The sequence below is a fragment of the Streptomyces sp. NPDC004111 genome, assembly GCF_042874215.1.
GTDB lineage: Bacteria > Actinomycetota > Actinomycetes > Streptomycetales > Streptomycetaceae > Streptomyces.
Genome location: NZ_JBIAMU010000033.1, coordinates 1 through 14,136 on the forward strand (window position 1 = coordinate 1; position 14,136 = coordinate 14,136).

A 14,136-nucleotide genomic window follows, 5' to 3' on the forward strand; every position below is an offset into this window, starting at 1 on the left:
AACCCCCCCTTGAATGCCCCCCCCTATTGGGTTTTAGGGGGGGCCTGCCCGGGGGGGGGGCGCCGGGGGGGGGGGCGCGGGGGCTGTGGGGGGGGGGGGGGGGGGGGGGGGGGAGGGGGGGGGGGGGGGGCCGGTGGCCCGCCGCCGGACCACGAGGTCCTACTCCTCCAGCTCGCCGTTTCCGCTGGAGAACTGCGCCAGCCGGAAGATCACGAACTCGGCGGGCTTGACCGGGGCGATGCCGATCTCGCACACGACCCGGCCGACGTCCACCGACTCCGGCGGGTTGGTCTCCTCGTCGCACTTCACGTAGTACGCCTCTGCCGGGCTCTGCCCGAAGAGAGCGCCACTGCGCCACTCGTTGACCAGGAACGCCGAGATGTTGCGGCGGATGCGGGCCCAGAGGTTGTGGTCGTTCGGCTCGAACACCACCCACTGGGTGCCGATCAGGATCGACTCCTCCAGGTAGTTGAAGTACCGGCGGACGTTCAGGTAGCGCCAGGCCGGGTCCGAGGAGAGGGTGCGGGCTCCCCAGACGCGGATGCCGCGGCCCGGGAAGGAGCGGATGCAGTTCACGCCGATCGGGTTGAGCAGGTCCTGCTCGCCGCGGGTGATCTGGAGCTCCAGGTCGACGGCGCCGCGCACGACCTCGTTCGCCGGAGCCTTGTGCACCCCGCGCTCGGAGTCGTTGCGGGCCCAGATTCCGGCGACGTGCCCGCTCGGCGGGATCAGCCGGGACTGGCCCGACGACGGGTCGAAGGTCTTGATCCACGGGTAGTACAGGGCCGCGAACTTCGAGTCGTAGCCGGCCGTCTCCTGCCGCCACACCCGGATCTGACGGGCGTTCTGCCGCGGCGGCGGGTCGATGATCGCGACCCGGTCGCCCATCAGCTCGCAGTGCGCGATCAGCCCGAGCTGGACCGCCTTCACGGCCTCCAGGTCGATGGCGCCCCGCTCGTAGGCGGACATCAGGTCCGGCACGGCGACCATGGAGATCTCGTCGATGGCCTCCAGGCCGCCGAAGCCCGTGCGGTCCGCCGAGTCACCGAGGTACTGGGCGGGCCCCGGGTGCGCGGCCGACGCGGTCTCGGCCTCGGCGGGCCGCTCCGGTGCGGGCGCGGGCGCCGCGGGCAGCGCCACCGTCTGGTTCTCCGGGCGGGCCAGCTCCGCGGCGGGAGCGGCCTCGGCCACGGTGATGAGCTGCGAGCGCTCCTTGACCTGCGTGACGACGTACGCCCGGCCGCCCTTCTTGTTGGCGGTCACCTCGAAGGTCTCGACCGGCTTGCCGCCGTCCTTGACGATCAGCTTGAACCGCTCCGCGGGGCCCTCGCCCTCGGGGTCGGCGACCTCGACGCTCAGCGCGCCGCTCGCGCCGGGCGCGGTGGCCGTCACGGCGAACGTGCCCAGCCGCGCGGGCTCGGCCGCCGGAAGCGCGGCGGGCGTCCGGGAGGCGCGCACCGCGGCCGGGGCGGGCCTGCTCTCCGCGGCGGCACCGTCCGCGGCGGAGCCGCCGACCCGGACGACGTACGCGGCGGAGCCACCGTTGTTGAAGAACCCGTAGACGGAGTGCGCCAGGTAGTAGTCCTCGGTGAACGCACCGAAGTTCGCGACGTACTGAGTCCAGTTGGTCACCAGCGTGGGTTCGTTCAACGGCCCGGTCGGGGCGAGCCCCACGAAGGCCGCCACCGAGGTGCCCACCCCCTCGATCGGGCGCGAGCCGCTGGCCACCTCCTCGACGTAGACGCCGGGCGACAAGTAGGACGGCATGCTCTGCGCTCCTCGGGGTAGGACAGGACAACGCTCAGCCTGTCGCGCCCCCGACCTCCGGCGAAACGTCCGCAGGGGCCGCCCCGGGGGCAGCACCGCCGCCCCCGACCTGCCCCGACGGGCACCCGGGGGCCGTCCGCGGGGCGGGCGCCCCGGCTCCCGGGCCCGCCGGTGGCCCCGCGGTGCGGTGCGCCGGACACCCGCAGGACACCGGGGCATCGCCCCGCACGGGCGTCCGCCGGGTCCCCGGGGGCAGCACGGTCTGCCCCGACTGCCCGTGACCCGCGCGCAGTTGCCCGCCTAGCGTGCGGGGGTGAGCCTTTGGACTTCCCTTGAACCCCCGTCCGTGACCGTCGACCCCGGCAGTACCACCAGGGCCCAACTACGGGTGCGCAACACCGGTGATGTGGTCGACGAGTACCGGTTCGAGCCGGTCGGCGGGCTCGCCCCCTGGATCCGGGTGGAGCCGCAGACCCTGCGTCTGTACCCCGGGACGACGGGCACCGCGGAGGTGACCTTCTCCCCGCCCCGCACCCCGGACGCCACGGCCGGCCCCAACCCGTACGCGATCCGCGTCACGCCCACCGAACACCCGGACGCGGTGACCGTCCAGGAGGGCAACCTCACCATCACGCCCTTCTCCGAAGTCCGCGCGGAACTGGTGCCGTTGACGGTCAAGGGGCGCTTCCGGGGGCGGCCCCGGCTCGCGGTGGACAACCTCGGCAACGTCAAACTGACCGCGTCGGTCAGCGGCAGCGACAACGGCGACCACCTGTCGTACGAGATCCGGCCCGGCAACGTGCAGATCGAGCCCGGCCGGGCCGCCTTCGTGGACACCACCGTCAAGCCCCGGCGGATCACCTGGTTCGGCTCGAAGGAGGAGCGCCCCTTCACCCTGGCGCTGCGCCGCTCCGGGGCCGACCCGCTGGAGACGGAGGGCATGTACGTGCAGCGGGGCTTCCTGCCGCGCTGGCTCGCCACCTTCCTCGGCGCCCTGGTCGCCGTCGCCATCGCCTTCGTGGCGATCTGGTTCGCCTACAAGCCGCAGGTCATCACCAGCGCCACGGAGCAGGCCGCCGTCGGCAGCGTGCTGCCGCCCAGCCCCAGCGCCCAGCCCAAGCCGCCCGAGCAGCAGCCGCAGCCCTCGGTGCCCGCACAGCCGCAGCCCACCGCGGAGAAGCCCGGCGGGGGCGGCGACGACAAGCCCAAGCCCAAGCCGACCCGGAAGCCCGGCGTCGTCCCCGCGAAGAACGTCCTGCTGCAGAACGTCAGCACCAAGCTGTGCGCGGACATCCCCGGCGCCGACAAGGGGCAGATCAACGGCCCCGTCCTCCAGGAGCAGTGCCACGAGCGGAACGACAACCAGCTCTGGGACCTCGAAGTCACCCTGCCCAAGGGCGGCCCCGGCGGGAAGCCGCTCTTCCTGATCAAGAACACCACCGACGGGTTCTGCATGGACCTGGGCGAGTACGACGGCCGGCCGATCCACACCCCCATCGGTGAGTTCCACTGCGACGGCACCCTCAAGGACAACCAGCTCTGGTACCTCGACGAGACGGACCCCGGGGTCTACTGGATCCGCAACTTCGCCAGCAACGGCAAGTGCCTGGACGTGGCCGGGAACAGTGACGCCACCCCCGGCCTCAAGCTGATGATCTACGAGTGCACCCGCACCGACGACCAGGAGTGGCGCATCGTCCCGCGCAAGGACTGACCGCCCGCCACGGGCGACCGGGGCGGCGGGCCGGAACTCCGGCCCGCCGCCTCACCAGTTGCCCTCGCCCGGCACCAGCCGGCCCGCCTTGCGGTACTCGCGGCGGGCACCCTCCAGCAGGTCCTGTGCCGAGATCGGGCCGCCCCGCCCGGCGGCGAGATATGCGGCGGTCACCACCGCGCTGCGGATGGTCCCGCCCGCCAGCTCGAAGTCCCGTGCCAGCGGGGATGGATCGATGCCGTCGTCGGACGGCAGGTGCTTCAGCCCGTGCCGCCACAGCGCCAGGCGCTGCTCCACGTCCGGGAAGGGGAAGTCGACCACCAGGTCCAGCCGGCGGGTGAACGCCTCGTCGATGTTGGCGCGCAGATTGGTCGTCAGCACCGCGATCCCGTCGAACGACTCCAGCCGCTGGAGCAGGTAGGAGCTCTCCATGTTGGCGTACCGGTCGTGCGCGTCCTTCACCTCCCCGCGCTTGCCGAACACGGCGTCCGCCTCGTCGAACAGGAGCACCGCGTCGGTGCGGTCCGCCTCGGTGAAGATGCGTTCGAGGTTCTTCTCCGTCTCGCCGACGTACTTGTCGACGATCGACGACAGCTGCACGACGTAGAGGTCCAGCCCCAGATCGGCCGCCACCACTTCCGCCGACAGCGTCTTTCCCGTCCCCGAAGCTCCCGCGAACAGCCCGAGCACACCCCGCCCGCGTCCGCCGCCCGCACTCAACCGCCAGTCGCCCAGCACCTTCTGGCGGTGCCGGGCGCGCAGCGAGAGCTCGCGCAGCTGGGCGAGCGGACCCTCCGGCAGGACCAGATCGTCCCAGTCGACGTCCGGCCTGATCCGCCGGGCGTGCTGCTCCAGACCCGACACCGAGCGGCGGCGGGCGGCGAGCTGGACGTGCGCGGCGGACAGCGGCGTCCCGTCGAAGGCCGCCAGGGCGCGGGCGGCCAGCGCGGTCTGCCGGATGCGGTCACCGTCCAGGCGGTACGGGGCGACGGCTGCGGCCAGGTCGAACGCCTCGGCGTCCGGGCCCAGTGCCGCCCGCCAGAGGTCGGTGCCGCCCGCCCGGCGGCCGGGCGCATCCAGGACCAGCGGGTCGCCGGACGACCAGTGCGGATCGTACGGGCGGGAGTCCGTCAGCAGCACGGTCACGTCCGGCACGGTCGTCAGCGCCCGCACCAGCGGTCCGGGACGCTCCGGCAGGCCGGGTACGACCAGCGCCCGCCCGCCCAGCCGGGCCTCCCGCAGCAGCTCCGGAATCCGGCCCTCGGGGTCGTCGCAGACCAGGGCGTCGAGGCCGGCCTCCCGCAGCGCCTGGGCGAGTACGGTCGTGGCGTCGCCCTCGCGGGTCTCCCGCAGGTAGACGGGGAGCGGACCGCCGCGCAGCCGGGCCGCGAGCCGGTGGGCGAAATCGGCGGCCCCCGTGTCCAGCGGCACCGGGACGGGCAGCGGACGCAGCAGGCCGAGCAGGGCCGCGTCCGGGGTGTCGTCGCCGAGGAGATGCCCGATCACCCGGTCGGGGACCCGCAACGAGCGGGTGAGGAAGGGGCGTTCGGGCTCATCGACGTCCAGCAGGCCGAAGGAGAGCAGCGGGGCCGAGGGGTGCAGCCGGGCGCGGGCGGCGGCGGTGTGCGCGGGCACCCCGCACAGTTCCAGGGCGAGACCGGCGGTGGCGCGGCGGCGGCTCACGTCGTCGTTGAGGTAGCCGTAGAGCTGCTCGAAGGTGCGGTCGACGTCCGGCGCGAGGGCGGTCAGCAGGATCCGCACGTCGAGTCCGGTCATCCCGACCCGTTCGGCCAGCCGGGCCAGCCGGTCGGCGGGACCGCCGCCGGGACCGTGCCTGTGATCCGCCGCCCCGGCGCCACCTGGCCCGAATCCGCCGTCCCCGACGGCCGGTTCGTCACCCGGGGCGAGCGGCCGGGCGCGCAGCAGGTGCTGGACGGCGTCGTCGGAGAGGTAGAGGCCGCGCAGCGGGTCGTCCGCGGTGGGGTCGGTGGCGGTACGGGCCCCGACCAGTGCGGCCACCCGCTCGCGCAGCCCGGTGAGCCGGGCCCGCAGTGCGGCGGCGGGCTCGCCCGGCCCGGGGAAGTCGGGTCCGGCGGTGGTTGCCGGGCCGTCCTGCGGGAGCTGTTGCGTCGCCGACCCGGCTTCCTCGGCGGTGGTTTCGGTGAGGTCGCGGGTGTTCATCGTGTCTCCCCCCGGCGGTCCGCCGCCACCGCTTCGCGGGCGGCACGGGCGGCGGCCACCTGCGCGGCGCTGTGCGAGCGCTCCGACGGGTCCGCCGGGGCGCCTTCCACCGCGCGCACCCGTACCGTCGCGCCCTCGGTGACCGGAGGCCCGGCGTCGTACTCGGGGTAGGCGGGGAACGGTGCGGTCACCACCAGGTCCAGGGACGGTTTCAGCTCCCCGCCCAGCGCCGACCAGATGTCGGCGAGGGAACGGGACTCCGACTGCACCCCGGCCACCGACAGCGGCACCGAGAGCCCCAGCCTGCCCAGCGAACCCGGGAGTTGCTCGGCCGGCAGCACCTCGCGGGGCAGCAGCGTCGCCAGGACGGCGGACAGCAGCCGGTGTTCGTCCTGGGGGATCTTCGTCCACGCCGTCAGCAGGTACGACAGCCGGAACCAGCGGGGCGGCTGGCGGCGCCGTACGACGATGTCGCGTTCGTCGCGCACCGGCAGCTGGCCGCGCTGGCGGCGGGCCACGTCCTCCCGGATGTCGTACAGATAGGCGTTGACCGTGGGGGCGTTGCGCCGTGCCGCCCAGTCCCGGGTGGGCGCCTCGAACGACACCTCGATCCCCGAGTCCGTCAATGCCCCGCCCCGGAGGAGGCCTCCCAGAACCTCGTCCACCTCGTGGATCACACGCCCGCTCCCGTCCGCACTCTCGTCGCGGCGGCCCGCGTTCCGCGACCGCCCGCCCCCCGATCGTGCCCGCGCCCCCGCGCCGCCCGCAGGCACGGCGGGGACGCCGACGGGGCAGGGAGCGCTGCCCGAGCAGCCCCCGGGAGCGCTCCCGCGGGTGCGCGACGGGTCAGATGTAGCCCTCCCGCAGGGCATATGCCACTGCGTGGGCGCGGTTGCGCAGGTGCAGGCGGGTGGTGAGCCCGTGGATGACGTTCTTGACGGTCCGTTCGGAGTACGACAGCTTCGCCGCGATCTCCCCGGTGTCCAGTCCCTCGGCCACCAGGCGCAGTACGTCCACCTCGCGGACCGCGAGGCCGAGGGAGGGCAGACCGGAGCGTCCGGTCGCGCTCCGCTGGAGCGTGCCGACCTGGCTGATGAGTCTGCCCAGCAGGTCGGCGGGGAGGTCGCCGTCGCCGCGGGAGGCCGCGAGCACGGCCTGCACCAACCGGTGCGCGGTGGCCTGGTGCTGCCAGACGATCGCCCCGACGCCGCACTCGACGACGTCCAGCAGTTCGCTCTCGCGGATCGATCCGACCACGAGCACGGCCCGTGCGCCCTGACTGCGCGAGACACGGCGCAACCGGGTCAGCGAAGCCTCGTCCAGGGTGTTCTCGATGAGCAGGGCCACGGTCCCGGGGCCCGACTCCTCGCTGAGTTCTATCTCCGGGTGGCGGCGCAGATGGCTGACGGCGCCCTCGCGGCTGAGCGGGTCGGGTGCGCAGACCGCGACGGGGACGCGTCGGGTGCGCGGGACGGTGGCGCTCACGCTCGGGGGACCTCCGCCGGAGGCGGTGGCCCCGTCGGCACGGTCACTCATGACTGCGTTCCTTTCATGAGCCCCGGACCGTGGTTCGGGGTGTGGGGGGCTTCCTGCGGCGGGTGCCGTACCTACGGCTTTACCCACGTTGAAAGGGGTGACGCGATCTCGTTCATGAACAACAGTGCCACCCCTGTGAACATCTGTATCACGGTGTTTTGGGCCTGCTTGAGGCGACGTAGCGGAACCGGCCAACCCGTTCGTGCTGTCGGGCATACGGTTTCAGCACCCCCGCGGAGCCGATTTCGCAAGGGTCAAGTCGCCATGTTCACGGGGCAGTTCAATGGGCGCCACGGATACCTCGGAGGGTTGGTGCGAACGCGCACCGGAGGTGGTACGCGCGGCCGTGCCGGCCCTCCCGGTCCGGGGGGCCGGCCCTGCGGAAGGAAGGATGGCGCGCGGAACGGATGGGTTGCGGCGGTGCCCCGATCTCTCCCGGATCTGCCCGAAAGGGCAACAGGATCTGCGTGCGGGTACCTGTGCGGTCTGCCTGCGGATGCCTGGAGGAGGGACCGGAGGCCGTACGGTCTGCCCCGAGTTGTTCCTCGCCGGGCCTGCCGGAGCACCGGGGCGACCCGGTACAACGGCAGGGGGCGGCGCGGTGGATCGCCAGCCACCCACCCCTGCCCCCGGGGCGGTTCCGCACGGATTCGGCCCCTGCCGACGAAGGGGGCACGACATGCACGCAGGAGAGCGCGAAGAGCGGCCGGACGCGGCGGGCCGGGTCCCCGCCGCCCGGCCCGCGCGGGCCGCCGGGAGCACGGCCGCGGACCCGGAGAAGGAGGCGGCGGCCCCGGAGCTGGGCCGCGGCCGGCCGCTCTCCGCGGCCCAGTTACCGGCCGTCCAGCGCTACGCGGGCAACCGGGCCGCGACACGGGCACTCGGGGAGCGGTCCGCCGGGCGCGGCGCCGGGCCGCGGCCGACGGTGCAGCGGGCCCCCGGGCCGGGAGTGTCGTCCAACCGGCTGACGAACAACGTCCGGGAGTACGGTCCCGGCAACCTCCGGCAGGCCAACGAGGAGGACCAGGCCCGGCTCGGCCGCGTCTTCCCCAAGGACAGCGAGGGCAACCACCTCCAGTTCCCCGACCCGACCGCGTTCGGCTCCTCCCTGGTGGGCCCGCTCCAGAAGACGCTGAACAAGATCCGTCCCGGCGCGTCGAGCGGCTCCGGCGGCGCCGCGGACTGGGTCAAGGGGATCAATCCGCGCCGGGACGAGGACGGCCCCACCGGCGCCTACCGCCGCAACTGCTGCGACGCGGTGCGCAGTTTCCTGGCGTCCTGGTCCGGCAACCCCACGGTGGCGGCCGGCATCCACAACCCGGGTCCGGCCGAACTCGAAGCGGACGGCGCTCCGAAGTCGAAGCGCTGGCTGGGCAGCGACTGGCGCACCTCGGAGACCGGGGCGAACGGCGAGGTGCGGCCCGTGTGGCAGGCGGTGGAGAGCCGGCTGCTGGGAGCCGGGCACGGCTCCGCGAGCATGGTCGTGTTCCGCAAGGCCGGCGAGCGGCCCACCGTGCACGCCGTCGCCGGGGTCAACTACAACGGCAGGGTCGTCTGGGTCGACCCCCAGATGGGACGCGTCTCCTCCACACCCCTGTACGAGGGCACCCTCTTCATGTCGATCACGCTCGACCCCCGGTTCGCCCCGGTCGACGAGCCGAACCTGCGGGCCCCCGCGCCCGCGCCGACGCCGTGAGCCCCGGCCCGCCCGCACAGTGCGCGGGCGGGCCGGGGCCGGGGTTCCGCCCGGGGCCGGGGCCCCGGGCGGGGGCGGGCGGTGCTCAGTTGCAGCCCGCCGGAGTGGCCTGCGAGGCGTCCCTGATCAGGGACCGGTGCGCCTCCTTCAGCCGCTGCACGTCCGGCTTGACCACCTTGCGGTCGTAGGTGAGCAGACCGTTCAGCTCGCCCTCCACATCGGTGATCTGCGTGTACACGGCGCCGTTGCCGCCCCGGCAGGCGAGCTCGCGCACCTCGTCGAGCTTGGTGAGGTAGTCGTCCGTGTACGTCGCCGGGTCCACGTCGACGTAACTCTGCTGCACCGCCCAGGCGTGGCCCGGCACCGCGAGGCCCAGGCCGCCGTACTCGCCCGCGACCATCGCACGCCGGCCGTCCGGCTTCGGCAGGGCCGGGCTCGGGTAGCCGTGCTCGTCGATGATGTCGCCGGTGCCGCCGTCGGCGCCGAGGTTCAGCCCGGACATGCCGTTGACCGGGCGGGTCGGGTCCCAGGTCTTCGCCAGGTCCGCGATACGGCCCATGTCGTACTGGCCCCAGCCCTCGTTGAAGGTCACCCACATGGCGATCGACGGGTGGCTGCTGTGCTGGTCGATCATCTGCTTCATCTCGTGCTCGTACTGGGCGCGGGCCGCGGGGGAGGGGTTGGTGCCCGCCTCCATCGACGGCATGTCCTGCCACACCAGCAGACCGAGCCGGTCGGCCCAGTAGAACCAGCGGTCGGGCTCGACCTTGATGTGCTTGCGGACCGAGTTGAAGCCCATCGCCTTGTGCGCCTTCAGGTCGTACGCCAGGGCCTCGTCGGTCGGCGCGGTGTGCAGGCCGTCGGGCCAGAAGCCCTGGTCGAGGGTGGCCATCAGGAACACCGGCCTGCCGTTCAGCATCGTGCGCGGCGTGCTGTCCACCTTCTCGACCGACACCGAGCGCATCCCGAAGTAGCCGCTCACCCGGTCGGACCCCACAGCGACCTTCAGGTCGTACAGGAAGGGGTCGTCCGGCGACCAGAGCCGGGGACGGGAGATCCGCAGGGCGAGCGGGCTGCCCGTCCGGCCGCTCACCCGGGCGACCTCACGGCCTCCCGCGTACGCGGTCGCGGTGACCGGCAGGCCGTCGCGGACGCCCCTCGGCTCCACGGTCAGCTGCCCCTTCGCCACGTCGGGAGTGAGCTTGAGGTCGGTGACGTGGTCGGCGGCCACCGGCTCCATCCACACCGTCTGCCAGATGCCGGACGACGGGGTGTACCAGATGCCGCTCGGGTCCAGCCGCTGCTTGCCCATCGGCGGGTTCTCGGCGCCGCGCGCGTCGGTCGGGTCGTACACGCCGACGATGAGCTCCTGGGTGCGGCCGGGCTTCAGCGCGTCGGTGACGTCGGCGCTGAACTTGTCGTAACCGCCCTTGTGCTCGGTCACCTTGGTGCCGTTGACGTACACCTCGGACTGCCAGTCGACCGCGCCGAAGTTGAGCTTGAGGCGCTGTCCGGAGCCGATCCGCCAGTCGCGCGGGACGGTGAAGGTGCGCCGGTACCACATCCGGTCCTCGTGGCGTTCGATGCCCGACAGCTGGGACTCGATCGGGTAGGGGACCAGCACCTTCTCCGGGAGCTGCCTGCCGACCGGCGGAGCCTGGCCGGCGGTGGCCGGGGCGAACTGCCAGGAGCCGTTCAGGTTCTGCCACTTGGTGCGGACGAGCTGCGGGCGCGGGTACTCGGGGTGCGCGTTGCCCGGGTTCACGTCCTTCGCCCACGGGGTGCGCAGCTGGTACGTCGAGTGGTTGGGGCCGCTGCTCCAGAACGTGCCGACCGCCTTGCCGTCGGTACCGGTCAGGCCGCCCTTGCCGTCGTAGGTGAGGTCGGCCCGGCCCGGGGCGTCGCCGCCCTTCCTGCCGACGACGGGCTCGGTGAGGGCGAGGAGCAGGGCGCGCGGGTCGCCGGGGTCGGCCTTCGCCTGCCCGAGCGGCCAGTTGGCGCCGCCGATCACGGCCTTGAAGTGGGTGGCGAGGCCGGCCGGGGGAGGGGCGACCTCCTGGGCGAAGTCGAGCTTGAGGGTGCGGCCGTCGCCGAGGACGGTGGTGCCGATCGCGCCGTCGTAGTCCCAGCCGTCGGGGAGGCGGAACGCGGTGGCGGGCACGGCCGTCTTGGCGCCGCCGGGCGGGGTCCAGCGCAGGTGGAGGTTGGAGCCGCCGTAGTGCTCGAAGTACTCGACCTTGATGTCGTACGCGGTGCCGGCGGTCAGCTCGACGGGGGCCGAGGTCTGCTCCTTGTCCCAGTCGTCGACCCAGTGGTCGACGGCGAGCCTGCCGTCGATCCACAGCCGGAACCCGTTGTCCCCGATCACCGAGAACGTGGTCGGCCCCGTCTTCTCGGGCACCACCTTGCCGGTCCAGCGCACGGAGACGTCGTCGGAGCGCCCGGTGGCCGACCTGAGGCGGGACTCCAGGCTGTCGAAGTCGATCGTGGGGTCGAAGCCGGTGTTCTTCAGCTCGTGGAAGTCGAAGGCGCCGGGGGCGGACTGGGTGTAGTACTCGCCCTTCAGGCCGTGCGGTACGACCGGGTCGGGTGCGGCGCTCGCGGAGGTGGTCGCGGTCAGCCCCGTGAGGGCGAGGGCGGCGGCCAGGAGCAGGGCGATCCGGCCTCTGGGGCGGACGGAACGGGGTTTGCCGATGCGCACGGGTCCTCCTTCTGAGGAAGGGTGGCGGCTCGCTGCTTCAGTCTGTACAACGTTGGAAGGAACGGCAGTTGGCATGACAGCACGGCTCCCGGCTCCTGTCCAGGGACATGACAAACACCCCGCCGGGCGGGGTCACCCACCGATGCGGAGGAGATCACCTTGCGGGTGAGCCTCAAGGACGTCGCGCAGCACGCCGGCGTCTCGATCAAGACGGTCTCGAACGTCGTGAACAACTACCAGCACGTCACCCCCGCGATGCGGGCCCGGGTGCAGAGCGCCATCGACGAACTGGGCTACCGGCCGAACCTGACCGCCCGTCATCTGCGCAAGGGCCGTACGGGCATCATCGCGCTCGCCGTGCCCGAACTCGGCAACCCGTACTTCGCCGAACTCGCGGGCGCGGTCATCGACGCCGCGGCCGCGCACGACTTCACCGTGCTGCTCGACCACACCGGCGGCGACCGCGAGAAGGAGGTGCTGGTCAGCCAGGGTTTCCGGGCACGCGTCATCGACGGGCTGATCCTCAGTCCGCTGGAACTGGAGGCGGAGGACCTGCGCGGCCGGGAGGACGACGTGCCGCTCGTGCTGCTCGGCGAGCGCGAGTACGGGCTGCGGTACGACCACATCGCCATCGACAACGTGGCGGCGGCCCGGGAGGCGGTGCGCCACCTGCTCGGCAGGGGCCGCAGCCGGATCGCCTTCCTCGGCGCCCGCACCGACTCGGCGAACCGCCCCGCGCACCTGCGGCTGGCCGGCTGGCGCGCGGAACTCGCCGAGGCCGGACTGCCCGCGCCGGACACGCTGGTGGGGCCGACCGGGGGCTGGGACCGGGGCGACGGGGCAAGGGCGATGGCCCGGATGCTGGACGCGGGCGTGCGGCCGGACGCCGTTTTCGCGTACAACGACCTGGTCGCGATCGGGGCGATGCGGGTGCTTCACGAGCGCGGGCTCAGGGTGCCCTGGGACGTGGCCGTGGTGGGCTTCGACGACATCGCCGAGGGGCGGTTCGGCGCGGTCACGCTGACCACCGTGTCGCCCGACAAGGCGGCCATCGCGCGGCTCTCGGTCGAGTCGCTGCTGCGCAGCCTGGAGAACGGGTCGCCGGGGGAGGGCCGCGAACTGGTCGCCCCGTTCCGGCTGGTGGAGCGCGAGAGCACCCTCGGCAGGCGCTGAGTCGCGGCAGGCCGGGGCCGCGGCGGGTGCGGGGGCGCGGCGGGCCTCTGCCGCGGCTGGTCCGGGCCGCCGGGCGCCCGCGGGGCCGGGCCGGATTTCGGACGGAGGGGTTTACAGCCCTCTTCCAACGATGTAAAAACCTCCCCGAACACCTAGACGTGCCGCACGAGTTGACCGCAAGAGCCGAACTCCCCGTGAGCGCCCACGGCGCCGGGGCCGCGCCATTTGGGGACTCCATGAAGCCGACCGCATCCCGCCGCACCTCCCTCCAAGTCCTGCTCGCCACCGGCCTCGCCGCGAGCCTCGCGCTGGCCTCCGGGTGCGCCAAACCCGAGAGCGACGGGGCGAGCGACAAGAGTTCCCAGAGCGGCCAGGGTTCGCAGGGCGACTCCGGCCAGGTCGTCGCCACCCCGACCGGGGCGGCCGGACCCACCTGTGCCATCGACACCTACGGCGGCAAGAAGCTCGACCTGGCCAAGGCCACCGTCGGCTTCTCCCAGTCGGAGAAGGAGGCCAACCCCTTCCGCATCGCCGAGACCGCCTCCCTGAAGGCCGAGGCCACCAAGCGGGGCGTCAAACTCCTCACCGCCAACGCCCAGTCGCAGTTCTCCAAGCAGATCACCGACGTCCAGGACCTCATCGCCAAGGGCGCCGACCTGCTCGTCATCGCACCGCTCAACTCCGACGGCTGGGAGCCGGTGCTGCGCGCCGCCGGCGCCAAGCACATCCCGATCGTCACCGTGGACCGCAAGATCAACGCGACCGCCTGCAAGGACTACGTCAGCTTCATCGGCTCCGACTTCGTCGAACAGGGCAAGCGCGCCGCCGACGAGATGATCAAGGCCACGGGCGGCAAGGGCAAGGTCGCCATCCTGCTCGGCGCGGCCGGCAACAACGTCACCACCGAGCGCACCAAGGGCTTCGCCGACCGCCTCAAGGAGAAGGCCCCCGGACTGGAGATCGTCTTCCAGCAGACCGGCGAGTTCGCCCGCGAGAAGGGCCAGCAGGTCACCGAGCAGCTCATCCAGTCCAAGCCGGACATCGACGGGATCTACGCGGAGAACGACGAGATGGGCCTCGGCGCCGTCAACGCCCTCAAGGGCGCGGGCAAGAAGGCGGGCGACGTCAAGATCGTCACCGTCGACGGCACCCGGGGCGCGGTGCAGGGCATCGTCGACGGCTGGATCTCCGCCGTCATCGAGTCCAACCCCCGCTTCGGCCCGCTCGCCTTCCAGACCCTGGACAGCTTCACCAAGGGCGAGAAGGTCGCCCAGAACGTCGTCATCCAGGACAGCGCGTACACCAAGGACAACGCCGCCGCCGACGTCTCCAAGGCGTACTGACGCACGCCGGCCCCACGACACCCGC

The 14,136-nt window shown here is 72.9% G+C and carries 9 protein-coding genes; 4 read left to right on the plus strand and 5 right to left on the minus strand.

The genetic code is table 11. From position 1 onward, the window contains the following. Positions 1-159: 159 nt before the first annotated feature. Positions 160-1,767, minus strand: a complete 1,608-nt coding sequence (locus tag ACFYVL_RS41330) for a phage tail sheath family protein (protein ID WP_389254669.1) — start codon at positions 1,765-1,767, stop codon at positions 160-162. 313 nt (positions 1,768-2,080) lie between these two features. Between ACFYVL_RS41330 and ACFYVL_RS41335 the strand changes: the two genes are divergently transcribed. After that, a complete protein-coding gene (locus ACFYVL_RS41335; protein ID WP_389254671.1) occupies positions 2,081-3,481 on the plus strand; it encodes an RICIN domain-containing protein in 1,401 nt (466 codons plus the stop codon). A gap of 51 nt (positions 3,482-3,532) precedes the next feature. Here the strand turns inward: ACFYVL_RS41335 and ACFYVL_RS41340 are convergent, their stop codons facing one another. From ACFYVL_RS41340 to ACFYVL_RS41350, 3 genes are all read right to left on the minus strand, one after another. Next, positions 3,533-5,662, minus strand: coding sequence for an AAA family ATPase (locus ACFYVL_RS41340; RefSeq protein ID WP_389254673.1), 2,130 nt, complete (start codon positions 5,660-5,662; stop codon positions 3,533-3,535). Further along, the gene (locus tag ACFYVL_RS41345; RefSeq protein ID WP_389254675.1) at positions 5,659-6,339 is read right to left on the minus strand and encodes a DUF4255 domain-containing protein; all 681 of its coding nucleotides are present in this window, start codon (positions 6,337-6,339) and stop codon (positions 5,659-5,661) included. The genes ACFYVL_RS41340 and ACFYVL_RS41345 overlap by 4 nt, the downstream gene beginning before the upstream one ends. A 169-nt stretch (positions 6,340-6,508) precedes the next feature. Next, positions 6,509-7,198 (minus strand): LuxR C-terminal-related transcriptional regulator, encoded by a 690-nt coding sequence (locus tag ACFYVL_RS41350; RefSeq protein ID WP_389254677.1) that lies wholly within the window; start codon positions 7,196-7,198, stop codon positions 6,509-6,511. 679 nt (positions 7,199-7,877) lie between these two features. On the opposite strand from ACFYVL_RS41350, the gene ACFYVL_RS41355 reads away from it, so the two are divergent. Continuing rightward, complete coding sequence (locus tag ACFYVL_RS41355) at positions 7,878-8,894, plus strand: toxin glutamine deamidase domain-containing protein (protein ID WP_389254679.1); 1,017 nt, start codon at positions 7,878-7,880, stop codon at positions 8,892-8,894. A gap of 85 nt (positions 8,895-8,979) precedes the next feature. Here the strand turns inward: ACFYVL_RS41355 and ACFYVL_RS41360 are convergent, their stop codons facing one another. Further along, positions 8,980-11,589 carry a PA14 domain-containing protein gene (locus tag ACFYVL_RS41360; RefSeq protein ID WP_389254796.1) on the minus strand — a complete coding sequence of 870 codons (2,610 nt, stop codon included), beginning with the start codon at positions 11,587-11,589 and terminating at the stop codon, positions 8,980-8,982. A 165-nt stretch (positions 11,590-11,754) separates the two neighbouring features. Between ACFYVL_RS41360 and ACFYVL_RS41365 the strand changes: the two genes are divergently transcribed. Both ACFYVL_RS41365 and ACFYVL_RS41370 read left to right on the plus strand, forming a co-directional pair. Then, positions 11,755-12,768, plus strand: a complete 1,014-nt coding sequence (locus tag ACFYVL_RS41365) for a LacI family DNA-binding transcriptional regulator (protein WP_389254681.1) — start codon at positions 11,755-11,757, stop codon at positions 12,766-12,768. Positions 12,769-13,004: 236 nt separating this feature from the next. Then, positions 13,005-14,111, plus strand: a complete 1,107-nt coding sequence (locus ACFYVL_RS41370; RefSeq protein WP_389254683.1) for an ABC transporter substrate-binding protein — start codon at positions 13,005-13,007, stop codon at positions 14,109-14,111. The last annotated feature ends 25 nt before the right edge of the window (positions 14,112-14,136 follow it).

What these genes read in the sequence shown, in the direction of transcription:
- ACFYVL_RS41330 (WP_389254669.1), bottom strand. Translation starts at nt 1,767, where the DNA reads ATGCCGTCCTACTTGTCGCCCGGCGTCTACGTCGAGGAGGTGGCCAGC.
- ACFYVL_RS41340 (WP_389254673.1), bottom strand. Translation starts at nt 5,662, where the DNA reads ATGAACACCCGCGACCTCACCGAAACCACCGCCGAGGAAGCCGGGTCG.
- ACFYVL_RS41350 (WP_389254677.1), bottom strand. Translation starts at nt 7,198, where the DNA reads ATGAGTGACCGTGCCGACGGGGCCACCGCCTCCGGCGGAGGTCCCCCG.
- ACFYVL_RS41355 (WP_389254679.1), top strand. Translation starts at nt 7,878, where the DNA reads ATGCACGCAGGAGAGCGCGAAGAGCGGCCGGACGCGGCGGGCCGGGTC.
- ACFYVL_RS41370 (WP_389254683.1), top strand. Translation starts at nt 13,005, where the DNA reads ATGAAGCCGACCGCATCCCGCCGCACCTCCCTCCAAGTCCTGCTCGCC.